Origin of the sequence: Mesorhizobium sp. M8A.F.Ca.ET.208.01.1.1, from assembly GCF_004791315.1 — a bacterium.
Lineage (GTDB): Bacteria > Pseudomonadota > Alphaproteobacteria > Rhizobiales > Rhizobiaceae > Mesorhizobium.
In genome coordinates this window covers 574,499-593,225 of the sequence record NZ_SRUT01000002.1, presented here as the reverse complement: position 1 = coordinate 593,225, position 18,727 = coordinate 574,499, and the positions used below count along the sequence as shown (strand labels likewise).

At 63.6% G+C, this 18,727-nt stretch carries 19 protein-coding genes; 4 read left to right on the top strand and 15 right to left on the bottom strand.

Annotated features, from left to right (window positions below; all coding sequences use genetic code 11):
• Positions 1-2: 2 nt before the first annotated feature.
• Positions 3-1,172 (bottom strand): mandelate racemase/muconate lactonizing enzyme family protein, encoded by a 1,170-nt coding sequence (locus EN851_RS13355; RefSeq protein WP_127872324.1) that lies wholly within the window; start codon positions 1,170-1,172, stop codon positions 3-5.
• A gap of 59 nt (positions 1,173-1,231) precedes the next feature.
• Positions 1,232-2,119 carry a sugar phosphate isomerase/epimerase gene (locus tag EN851_RS13350; protein ID WP_127277895.1) on the bottom strand — a complete coding sequence of 296 codons (888 nt, stop codon included), beginning with the start codon at positions 2,117-2,119 and terminating at the stop codon, positions 1,232-1,234.
• A 400-nt stretch (positions 2,120-2,519) separates the two neighbouring features.
• Between EN851_RS13350 and EN851_RS13345 the strand changes: the two genes are divergently transcribed.
• From EN851_RS13345 to EN851_RS13335, 3 genes are all read left to right on the top strand, one after another.
• A complete protein-coding gene (locus tag EN851_RS13345; protein ID WP_135929397.1) occupies positions 2,520-3,575 on the top strand; it encodes a sugar phosphate isomerase/epimerase in 1,056 nt (351 codons plus the stop codon).
• 50 nt (positions 3,576-3,625) lie between these two features.
• The gene (locus tag EN851_RS13340) at positions 3,626-4,813 is read left to right on the top strand and encodes a Gfo/Idh/MocA family oxidoreductase (protein ID WP_135929396.1); all 1,188 of its coding nucleotides are present in this window, start codon (positions 3,626-3,628) and stop codon (positions 4,811-4,813) included.
• Between the two features lie 227 nt (positions 4,814-5,040).
• The gene (locus EN851_RS13335; RefSeq protein ID WP_135929395.1) at positions 5,041-5,892 is read left to right on the top strand and encodes a sugar phosphate isomerase/epimerase; all 852 of its coding nucleotides are present in this window, start codon (positions 5,041-5,043) and stop codon (positions 5,890-5,892) included.
• Positions 5,893-6,054: 162 nt separating this feature from the next.
• Here EN851_RS13335 and phnE (EN851_RS13330) read toward each other — a convergent pair whose 3' ends face one another.
• The 12 genes from phnE (EN851_RS13330) to phnG form a co-directional block, all read right to left on the bottom strand.
• Positions 6,055-7,422, bottom strand: a complete 1,368-nt coding sequence (phnE, locus tag EN851_RS13330; protein WP_135929394.1) for a phosphonate ABC transporter, permease protein PhnE — start codon at positions 7,420-7,422, stop codon at positions 6,055-6,057.
• Between the two features lie 3 nt (positions 7,423-7,425).
• The gene (phnE, locus tag EN851_RS13325; protein ID WP_135929393.1) at positions 7,426-8,382 is read right to left on the bottom strand and encodes a phosphonate ABC transporter, permease protein PhnE; all 957 of its coding nucleotides are present in this window, start codon (positions 8,380-8,382) and stop codon (positions 7,426-7,428) included.
• Positions 8,383-8,437: 55 nt separating this feature from the next.
• Positions 8,438-9,346, bottom strand: coding sequence for a phosphonate ABC transporter substrate-binding protein (gene phnD / locus EN851_RS13320; protein ID WP_135865823.1), 909 nt, complete (start codon positions 9,344-9,346; stop codon positions 8,438-8,440).
• A gap of 109 nt (positions 9,347-9,455) precedes the next feature.
• Positions 9,456-10,313: a phosphonate ABC transporter ATP-binding protein gene (gene phnC, locus EN851_RS13315; RefSeq protein ID WP_135929392.1), complete on the bottom strand. Its 858-nt coding sequence runs from the start codon at positions 10,311-10,313 to the stop codon at positions 9,456-9,458.
• Between the two features lie 129 nt (positions 10,314-10,442).
• Positions 10,443-11,153: a DUF1868 domain-containing protein gene (locus EN851_RS13310; protein ID WP_135929391.1), complete on the bottom strand. Its 711-nt coding sequence runs from the start codon at positions 11,151-11,153 to the stop codon at positions 10,443-10,445.
• A gap of 146 nt (positions 11,154-11,299) precedes the next feature.
• Positions 11,300-11,917 carry a DapH/DapD/GlmU-related protein gene (locus EN851_RS13305; RefSeq protein WP_127277886.1) on the bottom strand — a complete coding sequence of 206 codons (618 nt, stop codon included), beginning with the start codon at positions 11,915-11,917 and terminating at the stop codon, positions 11,300-11,302.
• The gene (gene phnL / locus EN851_RS13300; protein WP_135929390.1) at positions 11,914-12,621 is read right to left on the bottom strand and encodes a phosphonate C-P lyase system protein PhnL; all 708 of its coding nucleotides are present in this window, start codon (positions 12,619-12,621) and stop codon (positions 11,914-11,916) included. The genes EN851_RS13305 and phnL overlap by 4 nt, the downstream gene beginning before the upstream one ends.
• Positions 12,622-12,940: 319 nt before the next feature.
• Positions 12,941-13,717, bottom strand: a complete 777-nt coding sequence (phnK, locus tag EN851_RS13295; RefSeq protein ID WP_015315654.1) for a phosphonate C-P lyase system protein PhnK — start codon at positions 13,715-13,717, stop codon at positions 12,941-12,943.
• The gene (locus EN851_RS13290; RefSeq protein ID WP_135865813.1) at positions 13,714-14,625 is read right to left on the bottom strand and encodes an alpha-D-ribose 1-methylphosphonate 5-phosphate C-P-lyase PhnJ; all 912 of its coding nucleotides are present in this window, start codon (positions 14,623-14,625) and stop codon (positions 13,714-13,716) included. Before EN851_RS13290 ends, phnK begins: the two co-directional genes overlap by 4 nt.
• Complete coding sequence (locus tag EN851_RS13285) at positions 14,622-15,734, bottom strand: carbon-phosphorus lyase complex subunit PhnI (RefSeq protein WP_127279890.1); 1,113 nt, start codon at positions 15,732-15,734, stop codon at positions 14,622-14,624. The genes EN851_RS13290 and EN851_RS13285 overlap by 4 nt, the downstream gene beginning before the upstream one ends.
• Before the next feature lie 2 nt (positions 15,735-15,736).
• Entirely contained in the window at positions 15,737-16,348 is a 612-nt protein-coding gene (gene phnH / locus EN851_RS13280) for a phosphonate C-P lyase system protein PhnH (protein ID WP_127279889.1), read from the bottom strand.
• Entirely contained in the window at positions 16,348-16,809 is a 462-nt protein-coding gene (gene phnG / locus EN851_RS13275; RefSeq protein ID WP_127279888.1) for a phosphonate C-P lyase system protein PhnG, read from the bottom strand. The genes phnH and phnG overlap by 1 nt, the downstream gene beginning before the upstream one ends.
• Positions 16,810-16,919: 110 nt before the next feature.
• Here phnG and phnF point away from each other — a divergent pair, with 110 nt between their 5' ends.
• Complete coding sequence (gene phnF, locus EN851_RS13270) at positions 16,920-17,669, top strand: phosphonate metabolism transcriptional regulator PhnF (protein ID WP_127279887.1); 750 nt, start codon at positions 16,920-16,922, stop codon at positions 17,667-17,669.
• 8 nt (positions 17,670-17,677) lie between these two features.
• On the opposite strand, the gene EN851_RS13265 is transcribed toward phnF, so the two are convergent.
• Entirely contained in the window at positions 17,678-18,694 is a 1,017-nt protein-coding gene (locus EN851_RS13265; protein ID WP_127279886.1) for a zinc-binding alcohol dehydrogenase family protein, read from the bottom strand.
• Between the last annotated feature and the right edge of the window lie 33 nt (positions 18,695-18,727).

Genomic DNA, 18,727 nt, shown 5'->3' with positions numbered 1-18,727 from the left:
CGTCAATTGCGTTGCGCGTGCGCCTCCAGGAATCGCTCCGAAATGGTGAATCCCAATCCGGCCTTTTCCGGGATCGCTATCATACCGTCCTTCGCTTCGACAGTCTCATCGACCAGATCGTGGATCATCGGGTTGGCGCCGAGCGAATATTCGACCGTGAAACTCGAAGGCGATGCGGCACAGACATGCAGCCCGGCGAAGAAGCAGGGCGCGCCGGCCCATAGATGCGGCGCAAAGCGCAAATTGAAGGCGCTGGCGATGGTGCCGATCTTCATTGCCTCGCTGATGCCGCCGCAAAAGGCCGGATCCGGCTGGAAGATGTCGGCGGCCTTGAGCACGGCGAGGTCGCGAAAGGCATAGCGCGTCGCCTCGCTTTCGCCGGTGGCGATCGGAACGGCGCCGGCGGCGCGCACTTCGGCCATGCCCGGCTTGTCGTCGGCGATCACGGGCTCCTCGAACCAGGCGAGGTCGAGATCGCCGACGAGGTGGATGAAGCGCTTGGCTTCCGCCACGGTATAGGTTCCGTGGGCATCGACCATCAGATCGACATCGGGGCCGAGCGCCTGGCGTGCCGCGCGCACGCGAGCCGCGGAAATATGCGCGGCGCCATCCATGGCGCCCACCCGCATCTTCAGCGCCTTGAAGCCGCCCCTGGCGATATAAGATTTCAATTGCTCGCCGATGGCATCGGCCGACGCCCAGCCACCGGAGGCATAGGCCTGCATGCGATCGACCTTACGGCCACCGAGAAGCCGCCAGACCGGCTGGCCCAGCGACTTGCCCAGGATGTCCCAGAGCGCGATGTCGACGGCGCTGATGGCGGCGACGCTCATGCCGCGCCGCGCCAGCTGCGGCATGGCGTGGCCTGCATGGGCGGCACTCTGGTGGCGCACGCCGTTGTAGAGCATTTCCCAGATGACGCCGATATCGGCCGGATCGCGGCCGATCAATTGCGGCCCGACTTCTTGGTTCAGCATATGGACGAGGGCGCCATAGCTGCCGGCACTGCCGGCCGCATTCTTGCCTTCGCCCCAGCCGACCAGCCCGTCATCGGTTTCGATGCGCAGGATGGCCGCGTCGAAGGTCGTCACCTGGCCGAAGTCGCTGCGATGCTGCTTCGCGGCTTCGATCGGGACGCGGACCCACCAGGCCTGGACTGTCTTGATGCGCATATTTTTCCCCAGCCCCGCCGCCGGCCAGGGCGGAAGGGCAAATTCCCAGAGGCGGTCGACTACTTGATCAGCGGCAACAGCGTTTCGGCGGTGATGCGCATCTGGTCGGTGTAGAATTTCTCGGTGAGTACGCTGGAGCCGTGATCCTGGATGAACTTCAGCTGCTCGGGCGAGATATCGACCGGGTGGCGCTCAACCATGTCGGGATAGGGTGCCGCCGGCGTGCGGTCGACCGGGGCGACGAACTCGTTGGTCAGCGCGCCGTCATAGCCGACTTCCTTCAAGGTCGCGACGATCCTGGGCCAGTCGATCTGGCCGAGGCCGGCGGCGAAGCGGTTGTTGTCGGCGACATGGAAGTCGAACAGGCGCTTTCCGACCTGCCGGATGGCGTCATGGACGTTAAATTCCTCCATGTGGAGGTGGTAGGCGTCGAGGCAGACGCCGCATTCGGGGCTCACCGCATCTGCCAGCGCCAGTGCCTGTGCGCCGCGGTTGAACAGATAGGTCTCGAAGCGGTTCAGCGGTTCGACGGCAATCTTGACGCCGACCTTCTTGGCGTGGGTGAAGCATTCGCGGGTCGCGTCGACGACCCACTTCCACTCCTCTTCCTCGGTGCCGTCCGGCACCACCTTGCCGACGGTTGCCGGAACCAGCGTGATGATCTCGCCGTCGAGTTCGCTGACCATCGTCAGCACGTCCTTGACGTATTGCACGGAGCGCTCGCGCTGACCCTGGTTCCTGGCGGCGAGGTTGCGTTCGCCCAACATCAGGGTCACCGCGCCCCAGCAGCGGATGCCATGCTCCTTCAGCAGCGCCCGCGTCTCCTTGGTCTTGTACTGCGCGGGCTCGCCGGAAATCTCGATCGACTCATAGCCGAATTTCTTGATGCGCTTGAGCGTCGTCTCAAGGGGTTCCGCGCGCATCCAGTTGTGCGTCGAAAGATGCATGGTCTGTCCTTCCCAGATTCGTCCGTATGGTTTGCCTGCGACATGCATCGCCGGAAGACGACGCAAGGGTTCCTCCCCAAGGCATCCCCAGCCTTTTCCCGCAAACTGGTTCGACCAATTGGGCCTGAAGCGAGGTCTACAGCAAATTCCCTGGAACGGCAAGAAGCGTGGAGACGCTACTTCCTGTGTGAATTATAACATTGATTGTATTGCGTTATGTGCCGATATTTTGGATATGCGGAGGGCTTTGCCGTGACATTGTCGGGCTTGACCAAAATCCCCCATTTGGTAATACCAGAATGGCCGTGCCTGTAAGGCGCCTGGTTCGAAAAGACCAAAATGGCTGGCCCTGCTTCCAATCGGCGCTATGCTTGGTCGCGACAAAATGAGGAGGATGCCGATGCCGACGACAATGAAGGGCCCTGGACTGTTTCTGGCGCAGTTCGCGGGCGACGCCGCGCCGTTCAATTCGCTGGCGTCGATCACCAAATGGGCCGCCGGTCTCGGCTACAAGGGCGTGCAGATCCCGACCTGGGACGCGCGCCTGTTCGACCTCAAGAAGGCGGCGTCTTCCAAGACCTATTGCGATGAGGTGAAGGGCATCTGCACTGACGCCGGGGTCGAGATCACCGAACTGTCAACGCATCTGCAGGGGCAATTGGTGGCGGTGCACCCGGCCTATGACGCGCAGATGGATGGGTTCGCGCCGCCATCGGTGCACAACAATCCGAAGGCGCGGCAGGAATGGGCCGTCGAACAGATGAAGTTCGGTGCCAAGGCATCGCGCAATCTCGGGCTGAATGCCTCGGTGTCGTTCACCGGCTCGTTGGCTTTCCCCTACCTTTATCCTTTTCCGCAGCGGCCCGCCGGTCTGATCGAGGAAGCCTTCGGCGAACTCGGCAAGCGCTGGAAGCCGATCCTCGACGCCTATGAGGACAATGGTGTCGATGTCGGCTACGAAATCCATCCTTCGGAGGACGTGTTCGACGGGGCCACCTTCGAAATGTTCCTCGACGCCGTCGGCGGCCACAAGCGCTGCAACATCAATTACGACCCTTCGCACTTCCTGCTGCAGCAGCTCGATTATCTCGAATTCATCGACATCTATCACGAGCGGATCAAGGCGTTTCACGTCAAGGATGCCGAGTTCAACCCGACGGGCCGGCAGGGCGTGTACTCCGGTTACCAGAGCTGGACGAACCGTGCCGGCCGTTTTCGTTCGCTCGGTGATGGGCAAGTGGATTTCGGCGGCATCTTCTCCAAGCTGACGCAGTACAATTACGATTCCTGGGCGGTGCTGGAATGGGAATGCTGCCTGAAGCATCCTGAGGACGGGGCGGCCGAAGGGGCCCCCTTCATCCAGCACCACATCATCCGGGTGACCGAGAAGGCATTCGACGATTTCGCCGCGGGCACCACGGACAAGAAGCTGCTGCGCGCCATGATGGGAATTTGACACGGCTTTCGCTCCCTTTGGGGAGGGTATTTCATACGAGGGAGAAAAATATGGTTGGCGCATCGAAGTCGGAAACGGGAGGCGGCCCGATCCGCTACGGGATGGTCGGCGGCGGGCAAGGCGCCTTCATCGGCGCGGTGCACCGTATCGCGGCGCGACTGGACAATGATTTCGTGCTCGTCGCGGGCGCCCTGTCGTCCGATCCGGCACGCGCCAAGGCCTCGGCCGCCGAACTCGGGCTCGATCCCTCGCGCAGCTATGCGTCCTACGCGGAAATGGCCAAGGCCGAGGCGAAGCGCCCGGACGGCATCGAGGCGGTGGCCATCGTCACTCCCAACAACGTCCATGTGCCGGCTGCCAAGGCTTTCCTCGAAGCGGGCATCCACGTGATCTGCGACAAGCCGCTGGCAACGACGCTGGCCGAAGCCAAGAAGCTTGCGGCGATAGTCGAGAAGACGGGCAAGGTGTTCGTGCTCACCCACAATTATACCGCCTATCCGATGGTGCGGCAGGCGCGCGAAATGGTGGCCAAGGGCGTGCTTGGCGACATCCGCATCGTGCAGTCGGAATATCCGCAGGACTGGCTGACCGAGGACCTCGCCGCCACCGGCCAGAAGCAGGCGTCGTGGCGCGGCGATCCCAAGCAGGCGGGGGCCGGCGGCGCGCTCGGCGACATCGGCACGCATGCCTACAACCTCGCCCGCTTCGTCTCCGGGCTTGAGCTCGACTCGCTGTCGGCCGATCTCGATGCCTTCGTGCCGGGGAGGCTGCTCGACGACAATGTCAACGTCATGCTGCGTTTCAAACCGGCGGGAAAAACGCATCCGGCCAAGGGCATGATCTGGGCGAGCCAGGTGGCGCCCGGTCATGAGAACGGCCTGAAGCTGCGCATCTACGGTTCGAAGGGCGGGCTGGAATGGGTTCAGGCCGATCCGAACTATCTCTGGTATACGCCGTTCGGCCAGCCAAAACAGCTGATCACCCGCAACGGCGCCGGCGCGTTGCCGGTGGCAGGCCGTGTCAGCCGCGTTCCCTCAGGCCATCCCGAGGGCTATCTCGAAGGCTTCGCCAACATCTACCAGGAGGCCGCACGCGCCATCCGCGCGGCGCGCCGCAAAGGTGGCAAGCCGGCAAAGGATGTCGTCTTCCCGACCATTCAGGACGGCGTCGAGGGCATGGCCTTCATCGAAGCCTGTGTGAAGTCGTCGAAGAAGAACGGGGCGTGGACGAAGCTGTAAGGGTGCCTGGCAAGCGCGGAATTCCCCCTCACCCAGATTGCCAACCGATTGCGAAGGACAATTCGGGGCAATCCGGCCTCTCCCCGAGGGGAGAGGAGGGTGCCGGTGCCGACGCTAATTTCTCTTCTCCCCGCGGGGAGAAGGTGGCCGCGTAGCGGCCGGATGAGGGGTCTTGGCGCGAAGCTGGCGGGAACAACCAGCCGGCCTTGAAAATGGGGAGGGCGTCGATGAGAATCGGCATGTGCATGTTCTTGTGGACGACGGAGGTGTCGAAGAAGCACGACCCGCTGCTTCGCGACATCAAGGCCACCGGCTTTGACGGTGTCGAGATACCGATCTTCGTCGGTATGCCGGACGACTACCGGAAACTGGGCGAATTGCTCGACCGCATCGGGCTGGAGCGGACCGCTGTTTCAGCCATGGGCGATCCGGCGATGAACCTGATCTCGGCCGATGCGGCAACGCGCAAGGCTGGTGTGGATTACATGAAATGGGCCATCGATTGCGCCGATGCGCTTGGCGCCCGCACGCTGAGCGGACCGCTGCATTCGACGCTGGGCGCCTTTTCCGGAGCCGGGCCGACAGCCGCCGAGAAAAAACGCTCCGTCGCCTCGCAGCGCGCCATTGGTGACCATGCCGGCAAGCGCAACGTCACCATCGGGCTCGAGGCGCTGAACCGCTTCGAATGCTATCTTCTCAACACCATGGCCGACCTGTCGGAGCATGTCGACGTCATCGACCGGCCGCACATCAAGGCGATGTACGACACGTTCCACGCCAATATCGAGGAGGCCGACCCGATCGGCGCTTATACGAAGCACCGCAGGAATGTCGTGCATATCCACATATCGGAGAACGATCGCGGCGTGCCGGGGCGCGGCAACATTCCCTGGAAAGAGACTTTCGCGGCGATCCGCAAGAGCGGCTATGACGACTGGCTGACCATCGAGGCGTTCGGGCGCTCGCTGAAGGATCTGGCGGCGGCGACGAAAGTGTGGCGCGATTTTTCCGAGACGCCGGAAGCGGTCTATCGCGAGGGATACAAGCATATCAGGGACGGGTGGAAGAAGGCGGCTTAGGCTTAGGGCACGTCGATATTCGGGTGAGGCCGGTCTGCAAATGCAGGGTTCCTGCGCTTCCGGTGCTCACGTACCCAAAAAGTACGCTCCGCTCCGGTTCTCGTAGCCCTGCATTTTCGACTCGGCCTGACCCGAATCTCAACATGCCCTGAGGCGAGATCGTTATCCCTGCTGGGCCTGGATCCTATTGTAGTCGTGGATCGTCCGGCTCAACCTGCGGCGCAGGAAGTTGGATATGTTGTCGAAGATGAAGACGACGAGCAGGATCAGCAGAACCATGTAGAAGACGTTGGCCCAGTTGGAGTTGGTGCGCATCGCTTCCCACAGTTTCAGGCCAATGCCGCCGGCGCCGACCGCGCCGATGATGGTGGCGCCCCTGGTGTTGGATTCCCACTGGTAGAGGGTCTGACTGATGAAGATCGGGATCACTTCGGGCATAACGCCGTAGCGCTGCACCAAAAGGCCGTTGGCGCCGGTCGAAAGCACCCCTTCACGTGGCTTGTCGTCGATGTTCTCCAGACCTTCCGAATAGACTTTGCCGAGCGTGCCGATCTCGGTGAAGAAGATCGCGGCACTGCCGGCCAGCGGGCCGGGGCCGAAGGCGCGGGTGAAGAACAGCGCCCAGATCAGCATGTCGACCGAGCGCATGAAGTCGAAGAAGCGCTTGAGCCCCTGGCTGAGCACGCCGCTTCGCGTAATGTTACGCGCCGCGAAGAAGGCAAGCGGGAAGGCGACGAAGCCGCCGAGCAGCGTGCCGAGGAAAGCCATGGCGATGGTCTGAAGGAGCTTCGTCCAGACGTCGCCGTGCTGCCATTGGGCGTTGTTCCAGATGTTGTCGCCGGCCAGCGCGAGGTTCGAGGTGCCAGGTTTCAGCTCGGGTCCCGATATGATCAGCGAGATCACTTCCTCCGCTGATTTGCCGAAGAAGGGCGAGCGTGTGTCGAAGACGAAGTTCGCCCAGCCGAGGAAGCGCTTGCGCACCTTGACCCGGTCGACGGTGACGCGCACCTCGCCGACAAAGCCCATCTTGGCGACCACCTCGTCATCGTGAACCGTCATCCAGTCGGGCACCGGACCCGAGACCACCGGCTTGCCGCTGGTCAGCGCCACCGGCACTGTCTGTCCATTGGCGACAATCGTCGCATAGGTCTTGTCGAAGGTGACGGATTTGGCCTGGCCGTCGATCCGCACGGTGAAGGACCCGTCGGCATTCTTGATCACCCAATCCGGATTGGGATTGTCGCCCAGTGCGGAGAAACGCGGATATTTGGGCATGATCTCCGGCTGGTCGAGACGGAATTCCGGCTGCAGATCGTAGCTGATCCACTGCGTCAGGAAGAGTGGCAGTCGCTCCCAATGCGATTCACGCAATACCTGCGGCAGGCTGAAGAACCACAAGGCATAGACCAGATAGAGGAGAGTGCCAACGAACAGGAGCAGCGGACCGAAGCGCTTGTATGCGGGGCGCCGGAAAACCTGCGGGTGGCGCGCCTCGATCGACAGCATCTCCTCGGCGGTCATGGTTGCCATGATCTATGCCCCCATCATAAAGGCTTGTTCGCCGACCAGCTTGCGGCGAAGCCAGGCGGAAAACTGATCGATGATGAAGATGGTCGTGAACAGCAGCAACACCAGCGCCAGCGTCTTGGCGCCGAAGCCGCGCGAGATGGACAGCTTCAGCTCTTCGCCGATGCCGCCGCCGCCGACGGCGCCGATGATGGTCGAGGCCCGCACGTTGATCTCGACCCGCAGCAGCGTATAGGACACGAAATTGGGCAACACCTGCGGAAGGTCGGCGAAGCGCACCCGCTCGAACCAGTTGGCGCCGACCGCCGTCAGGCCTTCCTCGGCGCGCATGTCGATGTTCTCGTTGATCTCGTAGAACAGCTTGCCGAGTGCGCCGATCGAATGCAGGCCGATGGCGATTATGGCGGCGATCGGACCGGTCGAGACGATTGCCGCGAAGAGGCCGGCGATGACGATTTCCGGAAAGGCACGCAGCAATTCCATGAAACGCTTGACCACCAGCCTCAGTGCCGGATGGGGCGTCAGGTTGCGTGCCGCGATGAAGGAAAAAGGCACCGCGAAGATGAAGCCGATGAAGGTCGAAACCAGCGCCACGTTCACCGTGGTCAGCATCAGTTCGAAATATTCGGGGACGTAGAAACCGCCCCAGATATAGATGCGGCCAAGCGGGAAGTTGAATTCCTGGGTGCCGGTATCATGCGGCGAGGCGATGTCGAACAGCGCTCGCCAGACGTCGTTCCAGTCTTTCGGGACCAGCCAGCTCAGGAAATCCAGTATCTGCGGCAGCCGGTCGAAGAAATGCCCGGCATTGGCTTCGTCGGCGAACCACATGCTGGAAAGCATCGCGGCAAGCAGGAGGCCGACGCCGAGCACGGTATAGAACCGGCGCAGCGACGTCTGGCGTCGCCAGGTATCGGCCGTCTGGTGAATGCCGTCGGAGGGGGCTGTCACGGAAAGGGTCATGATCGGAGATGCAAAAAGGGCGGTGTTTTGAACACCGCCCCTTCCGATTTCGCCGTTAGCCGCCGATGGCTGCCTTACGGGCTTCGACGATGACGTTGTAGAAGTCGGGCTTCACCGGAACGTAGCCGGTAAAATCGCCGCCTTCGACGCCTTCGAAGCAAGCCTTGTCCTTCTTGGGCAGATCAGTGAAGAAGGCGGTCAGCTTGGCGGTCATGTCGTCGCCGAGCGCGGTGCGCACGACCAGCGGGCCGTTCGGGATCAGGCCCGAGCGCCAGACTTCGACGAAGTCGTTGGGGTCGACGGCGCCCTTGGCGACTTCCTTGTGGAAAGTGCCGGAGGTGTAGCCGTTCTTGAAGTCGCCGATGCCCGAGGAATCGTCAACCGCGACGTCGACCTTGCCATCACGCACGGCCAGAACGTTGTTTTCGTGGCCGCCATTGAACTGGGTCGAAGCGAAGAAGGTCTCGTTCGAAGCGCCAGTGTCCTTCGGAATCTGGGTCAGCGGGATCAAATAGCCGGAAGTCGAATCCGGATCGGCATAGCCGAGCTTCTTGCCCTTGGCCGACTTGATGTCGGTGATCCCCGAGGTCTTCAGCGCCAGGCCGATCGAATAATAGCCGGTGGCGCCGTCGGTCTGCTTGGTGGTGAGGATCGGGGTGACCGCCTTCGGGTCCTTGAGATAGACGCTGGCGTAGCCGGAAGCGCCGAGTTCGGCGAAGTCGAGCGTGCCGCCGAGCAGGCCCTGGATGACGCCGTCATAGTCGGCGGCGGGGAACAGCGAAACCTTTTCGAAGCCGAACTCGGTCTTCAGGTGATCGGCCAGGCACTGGTAGTTGCGCAGCCGGTCGGTTTCGTTTTCGCCGCCGAGAATGCCGACGCGAAATTCCTTCATGTCGGCGGCGTGGGCCATGCTGGTGGCCATGGCGAGCACCGAAACGGCACCGAAAACCATCTTCCTGAACATTGATGTCTCTCCTGTAAGTTCCGGCCCCGCGCCGGCAGCGTTCTTGATCTTGACAAGTGCCCTTGACGCGGGCGGACGATCCAGGCGCTCGCTATGGCCCGTAACGGGCTCAGTACCCCGGGAATGCGGGTTCGAGCGGTCCGGCGGATGCGGCGATTTTCTGCTTGTAGGCAACGCTGGTGGAGGTGATGGCCTCCGATATCTCGCCGCCAGTGCTGTCGGCGCCGTACACAAGACGCACAGCTTCGCGGTTGAGCTCTTCGGGCGGCCCGTCGAAGACGACCTTGCCGGCGGCCATGCCGATGATGCGGTTGCAATAGGTGCGGGCGGTATCGAGCGTATGAAGATTGGTGACGACGGTTATGCCTTCGCGCAGATTGATGTCCTGCAGCGAATCCATCACCACCTTGGCGTTGAGCGGGTCGAGCGAGGCGATCGGCTCGTCGGCCAGGATCACCCTGGGCCGCTGCATCATGGCGCGGGCGATGGCGACCCGCTGCTGCTGTCCGCCCGACAAGGTGCCGGCGGGCTGAAGTGCGGTGCGGGCGATGTCGAGCCGCTCGAGCGCGGCGACCGCTTCCGCGCACTCGGCGCGCGAAAACATGCCGAGAAGGTTGGACAGGGTCGAACGGTGGTTCAATTTGCCGAGCAGCACGTTGGTCAGCACGTCGAGGCGCGGTACCAGGTTGAACTGCTGGAAAATCATGGCGCAGTCGCGCTGCCAGCGGCGCAGCGGCGAGCCGCGCAACCGGGAAACCTCGGCGCCGTCAAAAAAAATCGACCCCTGGCTGGGGTCGACGAGACGGTTGATCATGCGAAGAAGAGTCGATTTGCCTGCGCCCGAACGACCAATGACACCAACCATCTGCCCCTGCGGGATCGAGATGTTGACGTCGCTGACGGCGGTGTTCTTGCCAAATCGTCGGCTGACGCCGCGGATTTCGAGCGTGGCAGAGCTTGCTGACATGGGCTGGTTCCAGTCCGGTCCATATTGATCGTCAGGCACTCGCCTAACGCAGCCACATGAACCTGCCATGTCGCCAGCATGTCAGTTTTGTTACGCTCCACAGATACGACGGCCGCGTCCTGCTGGCGATCAGCCGAGCACCAGCAATTCCTCGAAATGCTTCATGTCGCGGAATGCGCAGAAGGCGGGCGGCTTGATCTCGATCACCGGGGCCTCCCGGCCGAAAAGCGCCAGGCTCTCATCGAACAGCGCCTGCCAGGCAGCAGCCCTGTCGTCGGCGAGACGCTGGATCTGATAGGCGAAGGTGACGTGGAAGACGTAGCCGTCATGGTCGGGGTGCCGGTAGCCGAACGGCACAACCAGTGCATCGCGCCATGCACGCATGATGCGCACATCCTCGTCGGTCGCGCCGGCAACGGTGAGGCCGGTCGGCACGATCTCGACCACCTTGATATTGAACGGGCCGGCGCCCTCGAAACCTCTCAGGCGCTCCAGATAGAGGCGGGTCATGGCGTCGATGCCGGTGTCGAGCGGAACGTCGCGCGGCCAGAAGGGCAAGCGGCGGCGATATTCGATGATGCCCTGGAACAGCGTCATGTGCAGGCTGGAAACCGGCGTGAAGGCGAGGCGGTCGGCGTCCGGCATCGCCATCATCCGATCGCGCACAGCAAGCACAACGGCTTCCGATGGTGAGCCGCTGACCAGATGGCTGACGACGGTATTGCCGGGTTCGATCAGGAAATTGCCGGAAGTGTCATAACGCGTGCCGAGATGTGTCGGCGGCATCGGATTGGAGCCGGCAAAGAATCCAGCGAGCGAGGGTCTGACAGTGTCGGGCATGGAGATCTCCTTGGGAGATGGCGTCCTGTCCGAGTCCTGTGTCAGGGATATGAACAGGACCGCCATATGACGATGATGTGAGCGGCTATGTCTCTTCACCTGACACAATTCCAGGAAAACCGGTTCTCCCTTTTCCTGGAATTGTCCTATCCCTCGTACTTCTCCAGGAACGCCTCGGCGGACAGTTCGCGGAAATCGTCGAGCGAGGCTCGCAGCCTGGCATGGTCCCAATCCCACCAGGCAAGCGCCTGGTAGCGTTCGGCGGTGCGGCGGTCGAAGCGCTCGCGGATCGGTTTGGCCGGCACGCCGGCGACGATGGTGTAGGGCGCGACGTCCCTGGAGACGACCGCTCCGGCGCCAACGGCGGCACCGTCGCCGACGGTCACGCCGGGCAGGACGGTCGAGCCGTGGCCGAGCCAGGTGTCGTGGCCGATGTTGACGCGCTTGGCGCGACGCTCAGCGAAGAATTCGCTCTCATGCTCGGCGTCATCCCAATAGTCCGACGCGCGGTAGGTGAAGTGGTGCAGCGTCGGCCGCCAGGTCGGATGGTTGGTGGCGTTGAGGCGCACGCTTGCCGCGATGTTGGCAAACTTGCCGATGGTCGCGCACCAGACGGCGCAGTCCTGCATCATGTAGGAATAGTCGCCGAGTTCGCTTTCCGACACCCGGCTGCGGTCGGCGATCTCGGTCCAGCGGCCGAGCGTCGAGTTGTGCACCTCCGCTGAGGGGTGGACCAGCGGCGTCTCCGACAATTTCCTGGTCATGCGGCGAGTTTTCCCGGGGCGAAGGCGGTGACGTCGATGATGCGGTCGGCCACCGCCTCGCGCACATCGTGGTCGTGGAAGATGCCGAGCAGGGCAACGCCGGCCAGCTTCTTGGCGGCGATGAGTTCGATCACCACGTCGCGGTTGGTGGCGTCGAGCGATGCGGTCGGCTCGTCGAGCAGCAGGATCGGATGCTCGGTGATGAAGCCGCGCGCGATGTTGACGCGCTGCTGCTCGCCGCCGGAGAAGGTTGCAGGCGGCAGCATCCAGAGCTTTTCCGGCAGGTTTAGCTGGGCCAGCAAGGCGCGGGCCTTGGCTCGGGCTGCCTCGCGCTGCTCGCCGCGTTCAACCAGTGGCTCGGCGACAACGTCGAGAGCCGAGACGCGCGGCACGGTGCGCAGGAACTGGCTGACATAGCCGATCGTTTGCCGGCGAACGGAAAGCACGGTGCGCGGGCTGGCATGGGCGAGATCGATCAACCCGTCCTCGTGCGTGACGATGATCTGGCCTTCGTCGACGGCGTAATTGCCGTAGAGCATCTTCAGGATCGAGCTCTTGCCGGCACCGGACGGGCCGCCGAGCACGGTGCATTCGCCCGCCTTGATCGAGAACGAGACGCCTGTGACGACAGGCAGTTTGATGCCGTCGCGCAGATGCATGGTGAAGCTCTTGGCGACGCCGGAGACAACGAGAGGAGTCGGCATCAGAAGGTTCTCCAATTGTCGTCGATCGGTCGGAGGATATGGCTCTTTCCCCCCGTCACCATACGGGGAGAAATGTCCGGCAGGACAATGAGGGGCAGCGCCGAGGTCCGGTTGAGAAGTTGCTTTGGGCAGGGCGAGGCTAACGGGACAGCATAAGCGTCCACAGCGCGCGTTCCCGCCACGTCAGCGTCGCCCCTCATCGCCCTGCCGGGTACTTCTCCCCGTATAGTGACGGGGAGAAGGGGCTGTGTCGGGCGGTTTCGCCAATCTCCAGCGTTGCAAAATGCGCTTGGCAGATGGGGGTGACCTGGTGCCATCTTCACACCTGAAGTATCGAGGAAACGAGCAATTGCGTGTAGGGCGCGCGCGGATCGTCGAGCACACGGTCGGTGAGGCCGCTTTCGACCACGCGGCCGTCCTTCATCACCATCATGCGCTGCGACAGAAGCCGCGCCACGGCAAGGTCGTGGGTGACGACGATCGCGGCAAGACCAAGGTCGGTGACCAGACCGCGCAGGAGATCAAGCAGGCGCGCCTGCACGGAAACATCGAGGCCGCCGGTCGGCTCGTCCATGAACACCAGCCGCGGGCCGGTGACGAGATTGCGGGCGATCTGCAGGCGCTGGCGCATGCCGCCGGAAAAGGCGCGGGGTTCGTCGTCGATGCGGTCTTCCTCGATCTCGACGCGCGACAGCCAGTCCACCGCGGTGGCGCGGATCTTGCCGTAATGGCGGTCTCCGACCGCCATCAGACGCTCGCCGACATTGGCGCCGGCCGAAACCGTCATGCGCAGGCCATCGGCGGGGTTCTGATGGACAAAGCCCCAGTCGGTGCGCATCAGGAAGCGGCGCTCGGCCTCGCTCATGCGGTAGAGTTCGCGGAACTGGCCGTCACGCATGCGGTAGCTGGCGGTGCCGGAGGAAGGCAGCAGCCGCGTCGACAGGCAGTTGAGCAGCGTGGTCTTGCCGGAACCTGACTCGCCGACGACAGCCAGGACCTCGCCCGGCCACAGGTCGAAGGAGACGTTGTCGCAGCCGACACGCGAGCCGTAGAATTTCGACAGCGCCGAGACGCGCAGCAGCGGTTCGTCGGTCATTGTGCCGGCTCCATGTTTGCTGGCGCTAGATGGGTCTCGGGGGCAAGGTGGCCGCGATGGCCCTCTTCGCGCCTCTTCTCGCAGTGGTCGGTGTCGGAGCAGACGAACATGTGGCCTCCATGGTCGTCGAGGATGACCTCGTCGAGATAGACGTTCTCGGCCGCACACAGCGCACAGGGCTGGTCGAAGGTCTGCACCTCGAACGGATGGTCCTCGAAGTCGAGGCTCACCACATCGGTGAAGGGCGGCACCGCGTAGATGCGCTTTTCGCGGCCGGCGCCGAACAGCTGCAAGGCCGGCGAGCGGTGCATTTTGGGATTGTCGAACTTCGGCGTCGGCGAGGGGTCCATGACATAACGGCCCTCGACCTTGACCGGGTAGGCATAGGTGGTGGCGATGCGGCCGTGCTTGGCGATGTCCTCATAGAGCTTCACATGCATGAGGCCATACTCCTCCAGCGCATGCATCTTGCGCGTTTCGGTCTCGCGCGGCTCGAGGAAGCGCAGCGGCTCGGGAATGGGTACCTGGTAGACCAGCACCTGGCCGGCGGTCAGCGGATGCTCGGGGATGCGGTGGCGGGTCTGGATGATGCTGGCGGTGGCGGTATCGGTGGTGACAGTGACATTGGCGACCTTCTTGAAGAAGGCGCGGATCGACACAGCATTGGTGGTGTCGTCGGCGCCCTGGTCGATGACCTTCAGCACGTCGTCGGGGCCGATGATCGAGGCGGTGACCTGGACGCCGCCGGTGCCCCAACCGTAGGGCATCGGCATTTCGCGCGAGGCGAACGGCACCTGGTAGCCAGGAATGGCGATGCCCTTGAGGATCGCGCGGCGGATCATCCGCTTGGTCTGTTCGTCGAGATAGGCGAAGTTGTAGGTGGCGATGTCGGTCGGTTGCGCAGTCATTCCGCTGCCTCCTTCGTTTCTTCCGCCTTCGCTGGATTTTCGCGGGCCTCATACTCGGCGCGCATGCGGCGCACGAGGTCGAGTTCGGCCTGGAAGTCGACATAGTGCGGCAGTTTCAAATGCTCGACAAAGCCGGTCGCCTGGACATTGTCGGAATGCGAAATGACGAACTCCTCGTCCTGCGCGGCGGCGACGACGTCCTCGCCCAACTCGGAGGCGCGTAGCGCCCGGTCGCAGAGCGCCATGGCCATTGCCTTGCGCTCGCTCTGGCCGAAGACGAGACCGTAGCCGCGCGTGAATTGCGGCGGCGCCTTGGCCGAGCCCTTGAACTGGTTGACCATCTGGCATTCGGTGACCCGCACCGTGCCGAGCGGCACCGCGAAGGGCAGTTCGGGAACGTCAAGCTCCAACTCGACCTCGCCTATGCGGATCTCGCCGACAAAGGGATGGTTGCGGGCGTAGCCGCGCTGCGTGGAATAGCCGAGCGCCAGCAGGAAACCCTCGTCGCCGCGTGACAGCGCCTGCAGGCGGATGTCGCGCGCCATCGGGAATTCCAGCGGCTCGCGGGTGATGTCGCCGGGGATGTGATCCTGCGGCATCTTGCCATCGGGCTCGATCAGGCCTTCACGGGCGAGGATGGCCGAGACACGCGGCATGGGCTCGGCTTCGCGGGCGCGCTGCAAGGGCTCGGCGACATCGGCGCCGGTGGCAAGCTCGGGGTCGAGCAGGCGGTGCGTGTAGTCGAAGGTCGGGCCAAGCAGCTGGCCGCCAGGCAGGTCCTTGTAAGTCGCCGAGACGCGCCGTTCGACCAGCATCGCGCTGGTGTCGATCGGTCTGGTGTAACCGAAGCGCGGCAACGTGGTGCGGTAGGCACGCACCAGGAAAATCGCTTCGATCATGTCGCCGCGCGCCTGGACGATGGCGAGTGCGGCGAGTTCACGGTCATAGAGCGAGCCTTCGCTCATCACCCGGTCGACACCCAGCGCCAGCTGCTCGACGATCTGGTCGAGGCGGAGCGCGGGCACCGAGCGGTCACCGCGCCGGCGGTCGGCAAGCAGGCCGTGGGCGTTGGCAATGGCGGCTTCGCCACCTTTTACCGCGACATACATCTTCAAGCCTCCATCGTCTTGATGCGCGTCGTGCGCGGCAGGCAGGCTACGCCTTGCGATGTGGCGAGGACGATGTCGACGCCGCGCGGAAAGCGCTTGTTGTTTTGCTTCCACTGCTCGACGAAATGGCGCGGCATTTGTGCCGGCGCGATCGTGGCGCTGGTTTCGATGCCGGGGCCTTCGAGCAACAGCGGGGTTCCTGAAGTGAGATCGCCGACCTGCAGGATCAGCGTTGTCGATCGATCGGGATAGTCCTGCGTGCCTTGTGAGAAACCGTCGAGCGCCATCATTTCGGCCGGTGTGGCAACAAACGCGAAATGCGCGTCGGCCGGGGTGTTGGCAAGCGGCGCACCGGTGTGGAAACCAAGCCAGGAGCCGATCGCCGCGGAGGCGTGCAGGGCCGGGTCGAGCCAGAGCGGCGTGTCGTTGTCGCAGAGCGCCAGTGCAATGGCGCCTGATGTTGCCGAAAGCGGCGCCGGCGGGCGGGCCAGGCCCGGCAAGGGCTGGACGCTGCCCGGCCGCGCCATGGCGTCCATGACTGCCCGAAACACGGTCTGTGCGTTGAAGACCGGATCGGCGAAACCGCCCTCGATCGATTGTGCCGCGATATCCATCAATCTTCTCCGCGAACCATGGTGAAGAAATCCACTTTCGTCGCCGCCGTCTCGGCACGGCGTTTTTCGTGGGCAACGGTCAGAGCCGAGCGTAAGGGCGCAATGAGCCTGGTCTCGACCTCGGCGCGGCGGGCAGGGTCCTGCCAGAGCGCGTCGGCGATGGCCGCCAGCTTCGCCTTCTGCTTGTCGCGGCCAAGCGCGTAGCAATGACCGACCTGTCCGGACGGCAGCCGGACCGTGGCGCGGGTAACGGTCGCTTCGCCGACATTGAAGGGCGCGCCGCCGCCGCCGATGCGGCCACGCAGCGTGACCAGGCCGGTCTCGGGACCGCGCAGCAGCTCGGCTTGCGAAGGCAGGCCGGCCTCGTTCCAGAGCCGGACGATGTCGTCGCCGCTGGATTGCGCCAGCGTCGCCATGGCGGCTTTGCGCTCGGCCTGGTCGCGGGCTTCCTGTCCTCGCATCGGCAGCTTTCCTCTTCGCCAGATTTGTCTATTGATATAGACAACTATACAAATTATACATATTCCCTAACGCGAGTCCATGACGGGTGCGTGACAGGCGGGGGCAAAACATGATCGGGCAGCAAGCGGCCGACAGCATCGAGCGGCGCAGCGGTGTTTCACTATGGCGCCAGATCGCCGACAGGATCCTGCAAGCGATTGCCATTGGCGATTTCGCCGAAAATGCCGCGCTGCCGCCCGAAGTCGCGCTGGCCGAGCGCTACGGCGTCAACCGTCACACAGTACGCAGCGCCATATCGGCCCTCGTGCAGGAGGGCGTGCTGCGGGCCGAGCAAGGGCGCGGCACGTTCGTCTTGTCGCGCAAGCGGCTGTCCTATCCGATCGGCGCGCGTACGCGTTTCTCGGCGGGCCTGCAGGGACAGACGTCGGAACGACACATCGTGCTGCTCTCTTCATCGATCGAGCCGGCCAGCCAGCGTGTCGCCGAGGGTCTTGGCCTTGCCAGGGGCGCTGACGTGATGCGGCTGGAAACACGCGGCGAGGCCGACGGACGGTCCGTGTCGCGTGCTGCCAGCTGGTTCGATGCCAGACGCTTTGCCGGCATCGACGAGGCGATGGCGCAGACCGGTTCGATCACCGCGTCGCTCGCGCGTTTCGGCATCGACGATTATCTCAGGCAATCGACCGTGCTCTCGGCGCGCCATGCCGACGCCGCGGATCTTGCCGATCTCGATCTGCAGCCGGGCGCCATCGTGCTGGTCACGGTGGCGGTCAACGTCACGCCCGACGGCCAGCCGATCCAGTTTTCGGAGTCACGTTTTCCGGCCGAGCGGGTGGAGCTGAAGCTGTCGGCGCTGTAACGCCCCGGCTATCCGATCTCGATCACGGCCTTGATCAGGCCCGACTTTTCATGGACCCAGCGTGCGAGATCCCCTGGCGTATCGGTCAGCGTGGTCCGGTGGGTGACGAGCTTGGCCAGCGGCACGGCGCCATTGCGGATCGAGGCGGCGACATGATCGAAATCGGCGCGCAGCGCATTGCGGCTGCCGACCAGCGTCATCTCGCGCTTGTGGAACTCGGGATCGGAAAAGACGATGTCGTCCTTGACGACGCTGACCAGCACAAGCGTGCCGCCATGCGCGACATGGGCGAAGGCCGATTGCACCGAGGAGGTGTTGCCGGTGGCGTCGAAGACCACGTCGAAGCCTTCGCCACCAGTCGCGTCGCGCACCAGATCGGCAACCGGCGCTTGTGAGCCGTCAAGGACTGAGAAGCCGAGCTCGCTTGACGCGAAGCCCAGCCTTTCGCTGCTCATGTCGAGCAAGCTGACGTCGAGCCTGGCGATGCGGGCGAAGATGGCGGTGCCGAGGCCGATCGGACCGGCGCCGATGACCAGCGTGCGTGCACCGGGCTCGGAACGCGCGCGGCGCACGGCATGGGCGCCGATGGCCAGGAATTCGACGGCGGCGGCGTCGGCGAGCGACAGGCCGTTGGTGGGATAGAGGTTCTGCGTCGGCACCAGGATCTGTTCGCACATGGCGCCATCGCGATGCACGCCGAGCACTTCGATGCGCACACAGCAATTGGGCTTGCCGTGGCGGCAGGCGATGCATTTGCCGCAGGAGAGATAGGGGTTGATGATCACCGGTTCGCCGACCGCAAGACCGGCTCCTTCGCCGACTTCGACGACGGTGCCAGACACTTCGTGGCCCATGATGCGGGGGTAGGCGAGGAACGGGTGCTTGCCCTCGAAGATGTGATAGTCGGTGCCGCAGATGCCGACATGGCTGACCGCCACCAGTGCCCAGCCGGGAGGCGGCGAGCCGGGAGCGGGACGGTCTTCCAGAATGAGTTCGCCGGGCGAGCGGCAGACGACGGCTTTCATGGTTCGGTCCAATTTGGGTTTACGAAAACTCCG

Coding starts and splice junctions, on each gene's coding strand:
- EN851_RS13355 (WP_127872324.1), bottom strand. CDS start 1,172: ATGCGCATCAAGACAGTCCAGGCCTGGTGGGTCCGCGTCCCGATCGAA.
- EN851_RS13350 (WP_127277895.1), bottom strand. CDS start 2,119: ATGCATCTTTCGACGCACAACTGGATGCGCGCGGAACCCCTTGAGACG.
- EN851_RS13345 (WP_135929397.1), top strand. CDS start 2,520: ATGCCGACGACAATGAAGGGCCCTGGACTGTTTCTGGCGCAGTTCGCG.
- EN851_RS13340 (WP_135929396.1), top strand. CDS start 3,626: ATGGTTGGCGCATCGAAGTCGGAAACGGGAGGCGGCCCGATCCGCTAC.
- EN851_RS13335 (WP_135929395.1), top strand. CDS start 5,041: ATGAGAATCGGCATGTGCATGTTCTTGTGGACGACGGAGGTGTCGAAG.
- phnE (WP_135929394.1), bottom strand. CDS start 7,422: ATGGCAACCATGACCGCCGAGGAGATGCTGTCGATCGAGGCGCGCCAC.
- phnE (WP_135929393.1), bottom strand. CDS start 8,382: ATGACCCTTTCCGTGACAGCCCCCTCCGACGGCATTCACCAGACGGCC.
- phnD (WP_135865823.1), bottom strand. CDS start 9,346: ATGTTCAGGAAGATGGTTTTCGGTGCCGTTTCGGTGCTCGCCATGGCC.
- phnC (WP_135929392.1), bottom strand. CDS start 10,313: ATGTCAGCAAGCTCTGCCACGCTCGAAATCCGCGGCGTCAGCCGACGA.
- EN851_RS13310 (WP_135929391.1), bottom strand. CDS start 11,153: ATGCCCGACACTGTCAGACCCTCGCTCGCTGGATTCTTTGCCGGCTCC.
- EN851_RS13305 (WP_127277886.1), bottom strand. CDS start 11,917: ATGACCAGGAAATTGTCGGAGACGCCGCTGGTCCACCCCTCAGCGGAG.
- phnL (WP_135929390.1), bottom strand. CDS start 12,621: ATGCCGACTCCTCTCGTTGTCTCCGGCGTCGCCAAGAGCTTCACCATG.
- phnK (WP_015315654.1), bottom strand. CDS start 13,717: ATGACCGACGAACCGCTGCTGCGCGTCTCGGCGCTGTCGAAATTCTAC.
- EN851_RS13290 (WP_135865813.1), bottom strand. CDS start 14,625: ATGACTGCGCAACCGACCGACATCGCCACCTACAACTTCGCCTATCTC.
- EN851_RS13285 (WP_127279890.1), bottom strand. CDS start 15,734: ATGTATGTCGCGGTAAAAGGTGGCGAAGCCGCCATTGCCAACGCCCAC.
- phnH (WP_127279889.1), bottom strand. CDS start 16,348: ATGGATATCGCGGCACAATCGATCGAGGGCGGTTTCGCCGATCCGGTC.
- phnG (WP_127279888.1), bottom strand. CDS start 16,809: ATGCGAGGACAGGAAGCCCGCGACCAGGCCGAGCGCAAAGCCGCCATG.
- phnF (WP_127279887.1), top strand. CDS start 16,920: ATGATCGGGCAGCAAGCGGCCGACAGCATCGAGCGGCGCAGCGGTGTT.
- EN851_RS13265 (WP_127279886.1), bottom strand. CDS start 18,694: ATGAAAGCCGTCGTCTGCCGCTCGCCCGGCGAACTCATTCTGGAAGAC.